This is a genomic window from Mesorhizobium sp. WSM4906, from assembly GCF_029674625.1.
GTDB lineage: Bacteria > Pseudomonadota > Alphaproteobacteria > Rhizobiales > Rhizobiaceae > Mesorhizobium.
Genome location: NZ_CP121355.1, coordinates 3,889,891 through 3,905,505, shown reverse-complemented (window position 1 = coordinate 3,905,505; position 15,615 = coordinate 3,889,891). Strand labels below are relative to the sequence as shown.

Sequence of the window (15,615 nt, the reverse complement as noted above, 5' to 3'; positions counted from 1 at the left end):
GAACGCCTTTCAGAGGCCGGCCATGGGTGACGACACATCCGTCAAGACGCCGATGCATCGGCACATGCAGTTCGCTTTGGCCGCGGCCATCGGCATCGTCGCGCTGCTTCTTGCACTGCTTTTGCGCCTGCCGCTTCCCTACTCGATCGGCGCCAACGTGTTCTTTTTGACCTTCATCATTCTGGTCCTCGCCCTGATGCCGAGGCTTACAGGCCGCTATCTCAGCAAGAACGCGCGCGCCACTGACCTTCCGGTGCTGCTGATTTTTGCCGTCACGCTCTTCGTCGTGGGTATCGCCATCGGCTCGCTGTTTCAGCTCATCAACCAAAAGGATGCCGCGCATCCGCTGGAGATTCTGTTCGCGATGCTGTCGATCCCGCTTGGCTGGTTCACCATCCATGCCATGGCGGCGCTGCACTACGCGCATGTCTATTGGGTGGACGGCGATCAAATCGACGAGAAAACCAACAAGAAGATTCCGGGCGGCGGCCTTGATTTCCCCCGGTGACAAAGGCCGGAAGGCTGGGATTTCCTCTATTTCGCGACGGTCATCGGCATGACCGCGCAAACGGCCGACACCGCGATCACGACCTCGCACATGCGCCAGGTCGTACTCATTCATTCGATCCTGACGTTTTTCTTCAACACGGTGATCGTGGCCGCCGCGGTCAATCTCGCGGTCAGCCTGGGCGCTCCGTAATAAATACGTGATCGCATGAAACATTGCCTTGCGCCGCGACGTATTGGGGAAAAGACAATGCCCTGAAGAGGCCGTGGGATCATGCGGCCGGAGGATAGAATGGATTCTGCTGGCACGAGCCAACCCGCCGCCCAGGCGGACGCGAAGGACACGACCCTCATCTACCGGCAGTCGCGCTGGACACGGCTGACCCACTGGCTGTGGGCCATCTCGCTGTTCTTCATGCTGCTCTCGGGCCTGCAGATCTTCAACGCTCGTCCGCAGCTCTACATAGGCAAGCAGTCCGGCTTCGCGTTCAACAATACGATCCTCCAGATCGGCGCGGAGGACACCGACAACGGCCCGCGCGGCTACACCGAAGTCTTCGGTCACCGTTTCGACACCACCGGCGTGCTCGGCTGGTCGGGCCCTCCTGGACAGGAGACGCCGCGTGCATTCCCTGCCTGGGCGACGATACCGTCCTACTACGATCTCGGCACCGCGCGCGTCGTGCATTTCTTCTTCGCCTGGGTGCTTTCCGCCACCTTGCTGATCTGGCTGGTCGCCGGCCTCGTCAACGGCCATATCCGCCGCGACCTTGCCCCTCGCCTGGATGATCTGCGCAAGCTGCCGCGCGATATCGTCGACCACGCGAAGCTGAAGTTCCATCACACGCGTGACTACAACACGCTGCAGAAAATGGCCTATGGCGGCGTGCTCTTCGTGCTCCTGCCGCTGATGATCGCGACCGGCCTTGCCATGTCGCCGAGCATGGATTCGGTGCTGCCCTGGCTCAATGAAATCCTGGGTGGCCGGCAGACGGCGCGCACCATCCACTTCACCATCATGGTGCTGCTCGTTCTCTTCTTCATCATCCACATGCTGATGATCATGGCAGCCGGCCCGATCAACGAGCTGCGCTCGATCATCACCGGCTGGTACCGGACCGATCCGCCAACGAAGCGCGACCAGCCAACCGAGAGGAGCGCCTGACATGGCAAAATTCCAGATCAGCCCCAAGTTCCAGATGAACCGAAGAAAGTTCCTGACCTCCGCCAGCCTGGGGCTGTCGGGCATCGCGCTGTCGGGCTGCGACGCCTTCGACAGTGGCCTTGGCATCGGCGGCGGCCTGCGCAGCTTCCTCGAAAACGCCAATGGCCTGACCTGGCGTGCGCAGCGCCTGCTTGCCGGCCGCGACGCGCTGGCGCCGGAATTCACCGAGGCCGATATCCGCCAACCGCAGCGGCCGAACGGCGTCACCGCGCCCGACGACGACACCTACAAGGGTCTGCTCGCCAACAATTTCGCCGATTGGCGCCTGGAGGTGGCCGGCCTCGTCGAAAAACCGCTGTCGCTCACCCGCGAGCAATTGCAGAACATGCCGAGCCGCACCCAGATCACGCGCCACGACTGCGTCGAAGGCTGGAGCTGCATCGCCAAATGGACCGGCACGCCATTGTCGCTGGTGCTCGACCAGGCCGTGGTGAAGCCTGAGGCGCGCTACGTCATGTTCCATTGCCTCGACACGATCGAGCAAAGCCTGTCGGGCGACATCAAATATTACGGCACCATCGACCTGATCGACGCCCGCCACCCGCAGACCATCCTGGCCTATGGCCTCAATGGCAAGCCGCTGCCGGTCGAGAACGGCGCGCCGCTGCGCGTCCGCGTCGAGCGCCAGCTCGGCTACAAGATGCCGAAATACATTCACAAGATCGAGCTGGTCGACAGCTTCGCCAATATCGGCGGCGGCCGCGGCGGCTATTGGGAAGACAATGGCTACGACTGGTATGGCGGCATTTGATGACCCCTCGCCTGCTGGCCGAGCATGATCTGGCGCCGACCGAACTCGATGCCATCGAGGAGCGCTTGAACGGTGGCAACCGGCGCCTTGTCGGCCGCGACGATGACCGGAACCTGATCTTTGCGTTGCGAGACGAAAATGGATGCGCCGTCGGCGTCGCCGCCGGTTATTCCTGGGCGGGGATCGCCGAGCTCGAGCTGATGTGGGTCGAGGAAACCTGCCGAGGTGTCGGCCATGGCAGGAAGCTGCTCGATGCTTTTGTCTCCGAGGCCGCCGCTCGCGGCGCGCGGCGCGTGTGGGTCACGACGCACGACTTCCAGGCGCCGGGCCTCTACGAAAAGGCCGGCTTCGAGCGTATGGCCGAATTCATCGGGTGGCCCGAAGGCCATTCCAACATCGTCCTTTGCATGACAATGGGTCCCCGATAGGCAACGGCCGGACGCGTCTGGAGTTCAGCACGCAGACCTTGGCGACGCGATCATTCGTCCGGATCGTCCACCATGCAGCCGACACCGTGGCATCCCTGATAGTTGCCGTGGGTATCGAAATTGGGATTGCCGTCCCTGTCGAATTGCGGCGTCGGGTCGATCCATTGATCGTCGCGCCGCGGCTGGGGCCTCGGATAGTAATTGTCCGAATGGTGGCCGTGGCGGTTGTTGTTGTCGAGGATCGCGCCGACAATGCCCCCGACGATGATCGCCGCCGCCGCGTCGCCGGGGACGGCCTGCGGCCGGACCCGGCGACCACGAATTCGGCCGAACAGCCCTTGTCGACCCAGATGCCGCCGCCGTCGTAGCCCCAGCTGCTGCCGTACTGGCAGCGCGACTTCGACAGCCGATTGGTCAGTTGCACGCCCCCGCGCGTGTCGACCCCGCAATAGGAATAGCGATAATCCGCGCTGGAGCAGACCACGCGTTGAGGGCCTGCGGCCTGCGCCGCGTCGGGCAGCAGCGACAGTTTTGCCGGATTGCCGAAGGCGCTGGCCAGGAACATCATCGAACCGGTAACTGCCATCCGCACCGACATTTGCAAATCTCCGTCAGGGGTCCGCTATCGACAGAATGGCACCTCTGTGTAAATCTGACAACCAGAGGGGCCAGCAGCGAGGTTATATTCATGCGCGCTAAGGTAATCGCGACGATTATACTTGCTCTTTCTGCCTGGCTGACTGTTTTGCCGGCACGCGCCGATGACAGCCTCAAGCGCGTCATCGACCAGAAGACGCTGACGGTCGGTGTGGCAATCAATCCGCCTTGGATCCTCAAAAAGGCCGACGGCAAGTTCGCGGGCTACGACGTCGATCTGACAAACGCGCTCGCCTCGGATCTCGGCGTTGAATTGAAGCTGGTCGAGGTACCATGGAACGACCTGAAGGCGCGGCTGCTCAAGGGCGACTTCGATCTGATCGCGGCCGGTTATGCCAACACGCCGGAGCGTGCCCGCGAGGTGGTGTTCTCCAATCCCACCGGCGCCGCCGACATCCGCATGGTCGCGTCGATAGCCGGCCTCGGCAAACGGCCGGACAAGGCGCTGATGGCGCCTGGCTACAAGATCGCCGTGCTGTCCAATTCCACCGACGAGGCCGCCGCCAAGGAGGCCTTCCCGAAGGCGGACATCTTGTCCTTCGACAACACGACCGCCGTCTTTGCCGCTCTCATCGGCGGCGACGCGCAGGCCATGGTGGCCACGTCGCCGACGCCGCAGATGGCGGCCAGGCTCTATGACGCGAAATTCAAGCTGGTGGGCGGCCCGTTGCTGCGCACGCCGGAAGCCTTCGCCTTGCGCCCCGACGACGTCCGCCTCGTCCAATACGTCGACAACTGGATCAGCGCGCGCACCGCCGATGGCACCATCACGGGTGTTCGCCGCTACTGGTTCGGCGGCTTCAAATGGATGTCGCGTTTCGACACCGGCGCCAAGCCGGAACAGGCAAAGCCGAAGCAATAACCTCAAGCCACCTTGTCAAGCAGCGGCTTCAGCGCCGGATGGATTTCCGGCTACGCGTGCTTGATCAATGTCAGCAGCGCGCGTTCGTTGTCGCGCAGCGGACGTAGGCCGTCGCCAACCCGCTCGGCCAGCCACCTGGCCTCGCCTGCGTCGATCGTCTCGGCGCGTCGAGCGAGCGCCTCGGCCGCACGGTTCCTGGCGTCCTTTGCGCGTCCAAGAGGACACGCGGCGCTGTAGTGCGTCGTTTCATATCGGAAGTATCTTGAGAAACCGGCAAACGGCGTGGTTAGCGAAGGCTTGTCGACAGTCCCCCTGTGGCAAAGTTTCCGGTTCCGATTGCTGCAATTGCGGCATCGAGCCGCTTGCCGAAGACCTCGGTCATCGAGCTTGAATAGGTTGCGGTCAAATGATCCTTGTCACGCCATACATAGACGTTGCCGATGACCGCAGGACAGTGTTCGTTAGGGCAGATAAAGTCGTTGAAATCGATCAACCCCACCGGTCGTCCATAGGCCTGGTGCGCGGCGATCAGCGGATCGGGCCGGGCAATCGACTTGTAGGGGATGGAACAGTCCGGGCAATTCTCAGGCTTCACCCCCCAGGAAGGTGTGTCGGCGATCACGATTACCTTTGCGCCCAACGCCTCGAGCCTGCGCCACAATTGTATCAGAGTGGCGGGGACCGGTACCTGCGCCTCGCCTTCCTTGAAATATGGCAGCAGATCGAGCCTCTGCCCCAAGATGATGAGATCCGGCTTCTCCTGCTGGATAATCTCCAGCATGCGCTGCCCCCAGTTCAGACAATTCGTATAGGGGCGATCGTTCAACGCCAGCATGGCTGGGAATAGGGGGCAGGCGTACTTGGTAAAGCTGGAGGCATTCCAGCCGCGGTCCGCAGCCACTCCTTCAAACGCCGGCACCCATTGTTCGGCATGCGAATCACCGATCAGAAAGACTTTGAAGTGGCCGTTTGGGTCGCCGAACCGGCAACGGAGGGGTTCGGCGCCATCGAGGGTGACACGGCATGCTTCGGTGGGCGGAAGGTCCTGCTTGATTGTCGCAAGGGGCGGCGCAAAGGCCGTCACGACAGGCACGGGCTCGTTGGCAAACAACGATCTGGCGCCTGGATAGTCGTTGGGATGGCTGGCGATGAATGCGCGCTCCCTCGCTAGGCCGGCGTGTTGGGCAAAAAGCGCGACCAGTGGGACGAGCGAGAAAACGACCAGGGCGGCGGCCAGCTCGCCTAGCCTGCGGCGCACGGAATGTGATGACCGCGGCGAACGGAAACGGTCCTCGACATGAACTTTCGAAATCGCAGCCAGGCCAACACTTGCGAGCAAAATGGCTGTGCCGGCCAGCGGACCTACCGTCTCGCCCGTTCGCTGGGAGACATATACGACAATGGGCCAATGCCAGAGATAGAGCGAATAGGAGATATCGCCGACGAACTGAAACGGGCGACTTTTCAGCAAGGCAAAAACACTCAGCGGTGAGCTGCTCCGTCCCGACAGGATCACCAATATGGTTGCCAAGGTCGGCAGCAGCGCGGCATAGCCGGGAAAAGGCGTCTTGCTGGAGAACAGAAAGCCAGCCGCGAGAATGCCCGCGATGCCGAGAACGCCCAGGATGCGCCGCTTCGCGTTGCCGATCGCCGGAAACTCGAGCGCCGCGAAGCCGCCGAGGGCGAGTTCCCAAATACGGGTAAATGTGACGAAATACGCTGGGGCCGGGTCGACAGCGGTCAGCCACATCGAGGCAGCCAGCGAGGCAATGATGACGGTTCCGAAGAGCGCGAGGAGCATCGCTCGCCAGGACAGTTTGAATAAGCGTGACGCCGACAGTCCGGCCATGATCAGTCCTGGCCAGACGACATAGAACTGTTCCTCGATGGACAGCGACCAATAGTGCTGCACGGGGCTCGGCGCGCTATCCCTGGCCAGATAGTCGACAGACTTCGCAGCCAGACGCCAGTTTTCCAACTGAACGGCGCTGAGTGCCATTTCGGCCATGCCGTCGACCCACTGTGATGCGGGAAGGCACAGCGGCGTCAGCGCGCCGACAACCAGAAGCACCAGCATCGCCGTTGGCAGAAGCCGTCGCGCCCGCCTCAAATAGAAGGCTGGGATGTTTATTTTCCCGGTTGCCTCCGCCTCGCGCACCAGAACGCCGGTGATGAGATATCCGGAAATGACGAAAAACACGTCGACGCCGACATAGCCGCCCGGGATCAGGAATGGCCAGACATGGAACACCGCCACCATGCAGACTGCGATTGCCCGCAGCCCCTGTATCTCCGGGCGGAATTGTGACGTGCTCAACTACTTTGGTACCGATTGCCGACAGGCCGCCTTTAAAGGTCCTCTTCCGGAAATACCAGCTCCTAGAAACCGGGCCGCCGCTTCCGTCTTGGAGCTTGGCAAACCGCGCGGTTGTCGAAGACTTGTCGGCCGATGCATGTCGCCCAAAGGTGTACAGCGGTTTTGGGAGGACGACATGCATCAAACAAATATCGAAGCGGGTCGCCTCAGCGCTTTAGATGTCGCTGGGAGGTGACAAGGTGTCGCCGACGGGCTATGGATGGCGCGTCGGGGACTCAGGCGACTGAGTCCTACCTGTTTGCGGGAGAGAACAGCGAAAGCTGTCGCCGAAGGGGAAATCGCCCGAAATCTCTCAGGCAAAAGAACCGTGGACGGGAAAGACAACTCTGGAAAGTCGGGATTCGTCCCGCGCCGAAGGTGTAAGCGCTGCCGACAGAGTTCCGGGGCGCGAGTCTCTCAGGCTTCAGACAGAGGGGCACGGACTGGACCGCCAATGGCGGTCGATTGCGTGCGACTCTGGAGAAGACATGACAGGCGAAGGCACCAAACACCTACCCCTCGAGGATTTGCATAACGCCGCGGGCGCGCGCTTCGGCGCGTTCGCCGGCTGGTCGATGCCGCTGACTTACCCAGCGGGCGTGATGAAGGAACACCTCCACACGCGCGAGCATGCCGGCCTGTTCGACATCTCGCACATGAAGCTGTTCGAGGTCAGCGGTCCGGGCGCCGCCTCACTTCTCGATCGCGCCTGCCCGCTCGAAGCCGGCGCGCTGGAAATCTCCCAGTCCAAATACACCTTCTTCCTCAATGAGGCGGCCGGCATCATCGACGACCTGATCGTCACCAGGCTGAGCGACCAGCGTTTCATGGTGGTCGCCAATGCCGGCAACGCGGTCGAGGATGAAAAGCACCTCCGCGCGCTGGCGGCCGATTTCGACGCCAAGGTCCAGCCGCTCGACCGCGTCTTCCTGGCCATCCAGGGCCCGGACGCCTGGGCGGCCCTTTCGCGAGCCGGCATTGAAACCGGCTCCTTGCTGTTCATGCACGGTGTCGAGCCCCGGCAAAACTGGTTCATGAGCCGCTCCGGCTACACCGGCGAGGACGGCTTCGAGATCGGGCTGCCGGAAGCGGATGCCCGCGATCTCGTCGCGAAGCTGCTGCAGGACGAGCGCGTGCAATGGATCGGCCTTGCCGCCCGCGACAGCCTTAGGCTCGAAGCCGGGCTCTGCCTGCACGGCCAGGATCTGACACCCGATATCGACCCGGCGAGCGCCGGCTTGATGTGGGCAATCCCCAAGGAGGTCCGCGCCTCCGGTCATTTCATCGGCGCCGACGCGCTGCGCTCGATCCTCGAGCGCGGCCCGTCGCAGAAGCGCGTCGGCCTGAAGCCCGATGGTCGCCAGCCGGTGCGCGCGGCAGCGGCGCTGGTCGACGCCGAGGGCAATCCGACCGGCCACGTCACCTCGGGCGGCTTCGGCCCCTCGACGGGCCACCCGGTCGCCATGGGCTATGTCGACACCGCGATGGCCAGGCCCGGCACCAGATTGTTCGCCGATGTCCGTGGCACGAAAATTCCGGTCGACGTCACTTCGCTCCCCTTCACGCCACACTGCTACCGCAAAGGATGAATTCCCGATGGCAAACACCTATTTCACTGAAGACCATGAATGGCTGCGCGTCGAGGGCGGCGTCGCCACAGTCGGCATCACCGACTACGCGCAGGAGCAGCTCGGCGATCTCGTCTTCGTCGAACTGCCGGAAATCGGCCGCAAGCTCGCCAAGGGCGACACTGCGGTGGTCGTCGAATCCGTCAAGGCGGCCTCGGATGTCTACGCGCCGGTCGACGGCGAGATCATCGAAGCCAACACCTCGCTGTCGTCCGATCCTTCATTGGTCAACTCGGCGGCGACCGGCGACGGCTGGCTCTGGAAGATGAAGCTATCGAACGAAAGCCAGCTCGCCAGCCTCATGGATGAGGCCGCCTACAAAGCCCATATCGGCTGATAGCAGGATTTTGGACATGACCGCAGCACCTGTTCCTTTCTCGGCCCGCCACATCGGCCCCAGCGTCAACGATGTCAGGGCCATGCTTGCCACCATCGGCGTGCCGTCCGTCGAGACGCTGATAAGCCAGGCCGTCCCGAGATCGATACGCCTCGATCAGCCGCTCAATCTGCCTCCCGCGGCCAGCGAAGCCGAAGCGCTGGCCGAATTGTCGGCGATCATGGCGAAGAACACGGTGCTCAAGAGCTTCATCGGCGCCGGCTATCACGGCGTCTTTGTGCCGCCGGTCATCCAGCGCAACATGTTCGAGAACCCGGCCTGGTATACGGCCTACACGCCCTACCAGGCCGAGATCAGCCAGGGCCGGCTGGAGATGCTGTTCAATTTCCAGACCCTGGTCACCGAGCTGACCGGCCTGCCGGTGGCATCGGCATCATTGCTCGATGAAGCCACCGCTGTCGCCGAAGCGGTCGGCATCGCGCTGCGCCATCACCGCGACAAGCGCACCAAGGTGGCGCTCGCCGGCGCGCCGCATCCGCAGACGCTCGATGTCGTGCGCACGCGCGCCGAGCCCCTCGGCACCGAGGTCGACGGCGAGACGATCGACGACAACACCGCGGCCCTGCTCGTCTCCTGGCCGGACACATTTGGTGTCTATGGCGACCACAAGGCGGCGATCGAGAGGGCCCGCGCCGTCGGCGCGCTGGTCGTCTTCATCGCCGACCCGCTTGCGCTCACGCTGACCGACTCTCCGGCGAAGCTCGGCGCCGACATCGCCGTCGGTTCGATGCAGCGCTTCGGCGTGCCGATGGGCTTTGGCGGCCCGCATGCCGCCTATTGCGCCGTCTCCGACAGATTGACCCGGCTGATGCCCGGCCGTCTCGTCGGTCAGTCGACCGACACCAAGGGCCGCCCGGGCTATCGCCTGGCGCTGCAGACGCGCGAACAGCACATCCGCCGCGACAAGGCCACCTCGAACATCTGCACCGCGCAGGCGCTGCTTGCCAACATGGCGACTGCCTATGCGATCTGGCACGGCCCCGCCGGCCTGCAGGCTATCGCCGAGCGCGTCCACACCCTTGCCAACCGCCTCGCGGCGGGGCTGAAGGCAGCAGGCGTAGCAGTCCTCGGCGCGCATCGCTTCGACACGGTGACGGTCGAGGTGAAGGGCAAGGCAAGCTCGATTGCCGCCGCCGCTGAAAAGATCGGCAGGCTGCTGCGCGTCATCGATGCCGACCGCGTCGGCATCGCCTTCGACGAAACCTCGACGGAAGCCGACCTGGAGGCGATCGCGGCGCTGTTCGGCGCCAAGCCCGGCACGGTGGAAGCCGGCTCCATGCCCGGCAAGCCGCGCGGCAAGGAGTTCCTGACGCAGCCGGTCTTCCATGAGAACCATTCCGAGACCGACATGATGCGCTTCCTGCGCCGGCTGGCCGACAAGGACCTCGCGCTCGACCGCGCCATGATCCCGCTCGGCTCCTGCACGATGAAGCTCAACGCCGCCGCCGAGATGATGCCGGTGAGCTGGACGAGCATCGCCAACCTGCACCCCTTCGCGCCAGCCGGCCATTCGGCGGGCTACCGCGCCATGGCCGGCGACTTGGAAGCCTGGCTGTCGGAGATCACCGGTTTCGACGCGGTCAGTCTGCAGCCCAATGCCGGCAGTCAGGGTGAATATGCCGGCCTGCTCGCCATCCGCGCCTATCACCGCGCGCGCGGCGAGGGCCATCGCACCATCTGCCTGATCCCGTCCTCCGCGCATGGCACCAATCCGGCCAGTGCGGCAATGGCGGGCATGAGCGTCGTCGTCATCCGCTGCACCGACGACGGCAATATCGACATGGACGATCTGAGGACCAAGGCCAACGAGCATTCCAAGAACCTCGCGGCGCTGATGTTCACCTACCCCTCGACGCACGGCGTCTATGAGGAAGGCGCGCGCCATCTCTGCGCTCTCATCCACGAGCACGGCGGCCAGGTCTATTTCGACGGCGCCAACCTCAACGCCCTGGTCGGCCTCGCCCGCCCGGGCGACATCGGCGCCGATGTCTGCCACATGAACCTGCACAAGACCTTCTGCATCCCGCATGGCGGCGGCGGCCCGGGCGTCGGCCCGATCGGCGTCAGGGCGCATCTGAAGCCCTACTTGCCGGGCCATGTCACCGAAGGCTCCGCGCACGCCGTGGCGGCCGCGCCCTTCGGCAGTGCCTCGATCCTGCCGATCACCTGGATGTATATCCGCATGATGGGCGGCGCAGGGCTGAAGCAGGCGACCGAGACGGCGATCGTTTCCGCCAACTACGTGGCGACCCGGCTCGCGCCGCATTTCCCGCTCCTTTACAAGGGCCGGAGTGATCGCATCGCCCATGAATGCATCCTCGACACCCGCGTGCTCAAGGACAGCGCCGGCATCAGCGTCGACGACATCGCCAAGCGTCTCATCGATTACGGCTTCCATGCGCCGACCATGTCGTTCCCGGTTGCCGGCACGCTGATGGTCGAGCCGACCGAGTCCGAGCCCAAGCGCGAGCTCGACCGCTTCTGCGAGGCGATGATCGCGATCGCCGGCGAGGCGGCAAAGGTGGCAAAGGGCGAATGGCCCTTGGCCGATAACCCGTTGGTCAACGCTCCTCACACCGCAGCCGAGGCATTGGCAGGCGCATGGACCCATCCATACTCGCGGTTGGAAGCAGCCTATCCGGCGGGCGACGTCGATCTGGCGGCAAAGTACTGGCCGCCGGTATCACGCATCGACAATGTCGCCGGCGACCGCAACCTGGTCTGCTCCTGCCCGCCGCTGACGGAATATCTCGGCGCCGCCGAGTAGTCGTTCAAGCGGTTTTCAGGGCCGGCCCGCTGTCGGGCTGGCCTTCCTTGTGCTGGGCGATCACGCGGTTCCGCCCGGCGCGCTTGGCGGCATAGAGCGCGGCGTCCGCTTCCGCCAGCACTTCGTCCAGGCTCCGGCCGACGGCGGCGCCAAATCCCATGCCGCCGCTGACGCTGCTGCGCAGCGGGCCGCGATGGGTCGGAACGATCTCTGTGCCGAAGGCGACGCCGATCCTGCTTGCCATGTCATGCGCCTTTTCCGGCGTCATGCGCGAGATGACGAGCGCGAATTCCTCGCCGCCCAGCCGGAAGGCGTCGACCCCGGCCCTGCCATATTTCTTGATCACTGCCGCGAAGCGGCAAAGGACCTGATCGCCGACAGGGTGGCCGAAGACGTCGTTGGTCGCCTTGAAATGGTCGAGATCGAACATCGCGATCGCCATGAACGGACCGAAGCTGCGATCGCCGTAAAGCTCGCCGAGCGCCCTGCGGTTCATCAGGCCGGTCAGCGGATCGGTCATCGTCTCGGCCTTGAGCTCGATCTGCGCCTGCAGATGGTGCAGCGAAAGCGCCAGCGCGCCGAGGCCGGTCATGCAGGCGACCGCCACGACGGAGTTCACCCGCTCGGCCCAATTGTCCGGGGCGGCGCCCAGCACCCATTGCCCGTGGACGAGCAGCACCAGGCCGCACAGCGCGAAAGATACCCCACAGGCGCCGCTCAGGAACGAAACGACGAGCAGGATCCGGCGGTCGTGATCGCCCTTCATCCAGAACATCGTTCCGATCGCCGCGAGCAGCACCGTCACCGCCGTGTAGGTGATCTGGAAGCCGATGCCGTCGAAACCGAGATAGGTGAAAGCGGCGCAGGCGGCCATGGCTGCAAGCGTCGGCAGAACCGCGCGGCGGTAGTTGCGAAAGCCGAGATACTGCATCGCCGACAGGCAGATGGCCAGAAAGCCCAGGCTGAGCAGGGCGAGCACGATGTGGCAGAGCCACGGATTGGCATCCTTGGTATAGCGCCAGAACAGGACGACATGGGCAACGAGCACGAGCATGCCGCAAGCGACCGTGGGAATGAAACGCGCGCTGGGCGCGGTGAACCAGATCGCGAACAAGGTGATGCTGAGGCAAGTGCCCGACAGCGCCGCCGCGAGCAGGAGCGAGCTGAAATCCAACATCTCTGAAGATCTGCCTTGGGGAGTCTCGTTGCTTCCTCAATGTAGGTTGTAGACGCCCGGCGCAAACCGTTTTCAGCTGGCGCCCGCCGCTACGTCGGTAAAGGGTTTACAAAGCGTCGACGTGCCGCCTGAAATGCCGGCGCGGATCCGCGACGGCAAGGAGCGTGGAAGCGGATCAGCTCTTGTCGAGCAGCGCAAGGTTGGCATTGACGACGGTCTGGTCGGCGAGGCCGGCCTTCGCTTCGAGCAGCAGCGCCCTTGCCTTCTTCTTGTTGCCGCGCAGCAGCTGCGAGTAGCCCATATTGTTGACGATCTGCGGCTTGCGTCCGGCGACCCTGAGCAATTGGGCATAGGCGCGGTCGGCGAAGTCGAAGCGGCCGAGCTCGTCATAGGACGCGGCGAGCCCCATCCAGGCTTCGGCATTGTCGGCCTTGAGCTCCACCGCCTTGCGGAAATGCTGCTCGGCAAGGCCGAAATTCGCCTCGCGGAACTGCGCCTTGCCCTCCACCAGGTCGGTTGCGCTGACGTCCTTGGCCGTCGGCTGGATCGCGGTGGTCTTGGTGGTGTCGACGTTGCTGTTCGTCGTGCAGCCGGTGATCATCAAGACGGCTGCCAACGCCGCTGCTGCCCTGGAAAGTCCGTGACGCATGCCCCTGCCCCATCGCCCGATTTGCCGGGTCGTTCTTCAGCAAGGACCATAGAGCACAGCGATTAAGCTTCGGTGCCGAAAAGCCCCTAAATTTCAGTTGCGTGCAAAGGATGCGTTAACCAATACGCGGAGCTTGAGGCATGTTGAGATTCAGGTCAGGCCGAGCCGAAAGTGGTGGTTTTCGAGAACCGGAGCGGAGCGTACTTTTGGGTACGTGAGCACCGGAAGCGCAGAAAACTGCCGCCTGCAGGCCGGCATCATCTGAATATCAACATGCCTCAGTGCGCCGTCAGCTTCACGACAATGGGAATGATGGCGACCATCAGCACCACCGGCAGGATGCACACCGTCACCGGCACCGACATCTTGGCCGGCAGGGCATGCGCCTTCTCCTCGGCAAGCGACATGCGCTTGTGGCGCATCTCGTCGGAAAAGACGCGCAGCGCGCCCGACAGGCTGGTGCCGAGTTCCTTGGACTGCTGCAACAGCGTCGCGAAGGAACGGACCTCATCAAGGCTCAATCGGTCCGCGAGCGCCTTCAACGCATCGTCGAGGCTGCGGCCGGCCCTGAGCTCCAGCGACACCAGCTGCAGGTTCTGGCTGAGCGACGGATAGGTCTTTGCCAGTTCCTTCGAGACGCGCTCGATGCCGGCCTCCATGCTCATGCCGGCGTCGGAGCAGACGATCATCAGATCCATGAAGTCGGGAAAGCCGTTGCGGTATTCGCGCATCTTTTCCCGCACCTTCTGCGTCAGGACCAGGCCCGGCAGGAAATAGCCTGCCGCACCCGACAGGATGATGAAGGTCCAGCGGCTGGTCATGGTCGACTCGGCGCTGGCCGCCCAATGGTTGACCAGGAATGCGCCAAGCGCGACGCCGACCAGAGCGGCAAAGCGGATCAGGAAGAACATGCCGACGGCGCGCGGCTCCATGTAGCCGGCCTGGATGAGCTTCATGCGCAACCGCGCGACGTTCTCCGGGTCGCTCTTGGCGTAGAATTCCTGCGCCCGCCTCACCGCCTTCTCGCGCACGGCGTTTGCGTTCTTCCTGGGTGCCGCCGGCTCCGCCTGCTCGATCGGCTGGACCACCTCGACCTTCAGCCGGCGCTTGACCTCGTTGCGATCGCCCTTGGCGACGACCAGCGGCCAGGCCATCGCGCCGCCACCCAGCACCAGCAGCAGCACCGCCACCGGCATCAGCGATGTCGGCGCGAGCGAGGCGAGGAAGCGGATGATGTCCTCCATCTCAGAACCTGAAATTCGACATCTTGAACATGATGGCGTTGCCGAGCAGCAGCCACAGGATGGAGCCGCCCAGCATGTACCAGGTCTTCGGTATCCCCCACACTTCCCGGTAGAATTGCGGCATGAGCGCCATGATGGCGGTGAACAGAAGCACCGGCACGGCGGTCAGGATATAGGCCGACATGCGGCCCTCGGTCGAAATCGCGCGCACCTTGCGCCGCAGCTTGCCGCGCTCGCGGATCGTCGCCGACAGCCCGTCCAGGATCTCGCGCAGATTGCCGCCGGAACTGCTTTGGATCGACACGGCGGTGACGAACAGCGGCAGGTCTTCGTGGCCGACCCGCTCGAAAAGGTTGTTGAGCGCCGAGACCAGATCGGAGCCGTAGGTCACCTCGTCGGCCACGACGCCGAACTCGGTGCCGATCGGATCGGCCATCTCACGCGCCACCATCGCGATCGCCACCGGCACCGGGTGGCCGGCCTTGAGGCCGCGCGTGATCAGCTCCAGCGCTTCCGGCAGTTGCAGGCCGAAGCGCTTATGCCGGCGCTTGCGCAGAAAGCGCAACGCCATCACCGGCAGGATCGGCAGCAGCACGACGAACAGGACCAGCCCGAAAAGCAAGGGCAGGCCGTACCACATGGCGAAAAGGGCCAGCGCGAAAGCCGCCCCAGACGTGATCATGAGGAATTTGGGCAACGGCGTGATCATGCCGGACTGCGTGCGCAAGGCGCGGAAGCGATCGAGGGAAAACAGGGACGCGCCGCCCTCGACGCCGCGCTCCTTGCGCAACTGGATCAGCACCTGCTCCTGGCTGATCTTGTTCTCCGCCAGCTTCATGCGGCGGTTGATCGCCGTGCGCTTGTCGCTGCGGCCGGCATAGAGCAGGTAGCAGCCTTCGGCGACCATGATGCCGGTGAGCGCAGCAGCGGCGTAGACGGCGTAGATCGGACCGAACCCCTCGAGCAC

The 15,615-nt window shown here is 63.9% G+C and carries 13 protein-coding genes, 1 pseudogene and 1 riboswitch; of the genes and pseudogenes, 8 read left to right on the top strand and 6 right to left on the bottom strand.

All coding sequences use genetic code 11. The features are described 5' to 3' along the window. The first annotated feature begins 22 nt into the window (after positions 1–22). The 4 genes and pseudogenes from QAZ22_RS18570 (at position 23) to QAZ22_RS18555 (ending at position 2,911) form a co-directional block, all read left to right on the top strand. Positions 23–700, top strand: a pseudogene (locus tag QAZ22_RS18570) (DUF1345 domain-containing protein). 99 nt (positions 701–799) lie between these two features. Then, positions 800–1,672: a cytochrome b/b6 domain-containing protein gene (locus tag QAZ22_RS18565; RefSeq protein ID WP_278202192.1), complete on the top strand. Its 873-nt coding sequence runs from the start codon at positions 800–802 to the stop codon at positions 1,670–1,672. 1 nt (position 1,673) lies between these two features. After that, positions 1,674–2,483, top strand: coding sequence for a molybdopterin-binding protein (locus tag QAZ22_RS18560; RefSeq protein WP_278202191.1), 810 nt, complete (start codon positions 1,674–1,676; stop codon positions 2,481–2,483). After that, a complete protein-coding gene (locus QAZ22_RS18555; RefSeq protein ID WP_278202190.1) occupies positions 2,483–2,911 on the top strand; it encodes a GNAT family N-acetyltransferase in 429 nt (142 codons plus the stop codon). The genes QAZ22_RS18560 and QAZ22_RS18555 overlap by 1 nt, the downstream gene beginning before the upstream one ends. 50 nt (positions 2,912–2,961) lie before the next feature. Here QAZ22_RS18555 and QAZ22_RS18550 read toward each other — a convergent pair whose 3' ends face one another. Beyond that, positions 2,962–3,360, bottom strand: a complete 399-nt coding sequence (locus tag QAZ22_RS18550) for a hypothetical protein (protein ID WP_278202189.1) — start codon at positions 3,358–3,360, stop codon at positions 2,962–2,964. Between the two features lie 239 nt (positions 3,361–3,599). Here QAZ22_RS18550 and QAZ22_RS18545 point away from each other — a divergent pair, with 239 nt between their 5' ends. Then, on the top strand, positions 3,600–4,430 hold the full coding sequence (locus QAZ22_RS18545) for a transporter substrate-binding domain-containing protein (protein ID WP_278202188.1): 831 nt from the start codon (positions 3,600–3,602) through the stop codon (positions 4,428–4,430). A gap of 286 nt (positions 4,431–4,716) precedes the next feature. Here QAZ22_RS18545 and QAZ22_RS18540 read toward each other — a convergent pair whose 3' ends face one another. After that, positions 4,717–6,690, bottom strand: a complete 1,974-nt coding sequence (locus QAZ22_RS18540; protein ID WP_278202187.1) for an acyltransferase family protein — start codon at positions 6,688–6,690, stop codon at positions 4,717–4,719. Positions 6,691–7,038: 348 nt separating this feature from the next. After that, a riboswitch (glycine riboswitch) is annotated at positions 7,039–7,125 on the top strand. A 149-nt stretch (positions 7,126–7,274) separates the two neighbouring features. Between QAZ22_RS18540 and gcvT the strand changes: the two genes are divergently transcribed. From gcvT to gcvP, 3 genes are read left to right on the top strand one after another with little or no spacing between them, the layout of a single operon-like run. After that, positions 7,275–8,375 carry a glycine cleavage system aminomethyltransferase GcvT gene (gene gcvT, locus QAZ22_RS18535; RefSeq protein ID WP_278202186.1) on the top strand — a complete coding sequence of 367 codons (1,101 nt, stop codon included), beginning with the start codon at positions 7,275–7,277 and terminating at the stop codon, positions 8,373–8,375. Between the two features lie 7 nt (positions 8,376–8,382). After that, positions 8,383–8,751, top strand: coding sequence for a glycine cleavage system protein GcvH (gcvH, locus tag QAZ22_RS18530; RefSeq protein WP_126093472.1), 369 nt, complete (start codon positions 8,383–8,385; stop codon positions 8,749–8,751). A 16-nt stretch (positions 8,752–8,767) separates the two neighbouring features. Next, the gene (gcvP, locus tag QAZ22_RS18525; RefSeq protein WP_278202185.1) at positions 8,768–11,578 is read left to right on the top strand and encodes an aminomethyl-transferring glycine dehydrogenase; all 2,811 of its coding nucleotides are present in this window, start codon (positions 8,768–8,770) and stop codon (positions 11,576–11,578) included. A gap of 4 nt (positions 11,579–11,582) precedes the next feature. On the opposite strand, the gene QAZ22_RS18520 is transcribed toward gcvP, so the two are convergent. The 4 genes from QAZ22_RS18520 to QAZ22_RS18505 form a co-directional block, all read right to left on the bottom strand. Continuing rightward, positions 11,583–12,755 carry a GGDEF domain-containing protein gene (locus tag QAZ22_RS18520; RefSeq protein ID WP_278202184.1) on the bottom strand — a complete coding sequence of 391 codons (1,173 nt, stop codon included), beginning with the start codon at positions 12,753–12,755 and terminating at the stop codon, positions 11,583–11,585. Between the two features lie 175 nt (positions 12,756–12,930). Continuing rightward, entirely contained in the window at positions 12,931–13,404 is a 474-nt protein-coding gene (locus QAZ22_RS18515) for a hypothetical protein (protein WP_278202183.1), read from the bottom strand. A 278-nt stretch (positions 13,405–13,682) separates the two neighbouring features. Then, complete coding sequence (locus tag QAZ22_RS18510; RefSeq protein WP_278202182.1) at positions 13,683–14,648, bottom strand: type II secretion system F family protein; 966 nt, start codon at positions 14,646–14,648, stop codon at positions 13,683–13,685. A 1-nt stretch (position 14,649) separates the two neighbouring features. Then, positions 14,650–15,615: a type II secretion system F family protein gene (locus QAZ22_RS18505; protein WP_278202181.1), complete on the bottom strand. Its 966-nt coding sequence runs from the start codon at positions 15,613–15,615 to the stop codon at positions 14,650–14,652.

Bases quoted from the DNA above. Each gene is read 5' to 3' on its own strand.
- QAZ22_RS18545 (WP_278202188.1), top strand. From the start codon at position 3,600: ATGCGCGCTAAGGTAATCGCGACGATTATACTTGCTCTTTCTGCCTGG.
- QAZ22_RS18520 (WP_278202184.1), bottom strand. From the start codon at position 12,755: ATGTTGGATTTCAGCTCGCTCCTGCTCGCGGCGGCGCTGTCGGGCACT.
- QAZ22_RS18515 (WP_278202183.1), bottom strand. From the start codon at position 13,404: ATGCGTCACGGACTTTCCAGGGCAGCAGCGGCGTTGGCAGCCGTCTTG.
- gcvP (WP_278202185.1), top strand. From the start codon at position 8,768: ATGACCGCAGCACCTGTTCCTTTCTCGGCCCGCCACATCGGCCCCAGC.
- QAZ22_RS18540 (WP_278202187.1), bottom strand. From the start codon at position 6,690: ATGGTGGCGGTGTTCCATGTCTGGCCATTCCTGATCCCGGGCGGCTAT.
- QAZ22_RS18510 (WP_278202182.1), bottom strand. From the start codon at position 14,648: ATGGAGGACATCATCCGCTTCCTCGCCTCGCTCGCGCCGACATCGCTG.
- QAZ22_RS18555 (WP_278202190.1), top strand. From the start codon at position 2,483: ATGACCCCTCGCCTGCTGGCCGAGCATGATCTGGCGCCGACCGAACTC.
- gcvT (WP_278202186.1), top strand. From the start codon at position 7,275: ATGACAGGCGAAGGCACCAAACACCTACCCCTCGAGGATTTGCATAAC.
- QAZ22_RS18565 (WP_278202192.1), top strand. From the start codon at position 800: ATGGATTCTGCTGGCACGAGCCAACCCGCCGCCCAGGCGGACGCGAAG.
- QAZ22_RS18560 (WP_278202191.1), top strand. From the start codon at position 1,674: ATGGCAAAATTCCAGATCAGCCCCAAGTTCCAGATGAACCGAAGAAAG.
- gcvH (WP_126093472.1), top strand. From the start codon at position 8,383: ATGGCAAACACCTATTTCACTGAAGACCATGAATGGCTGCGCGTCGAG.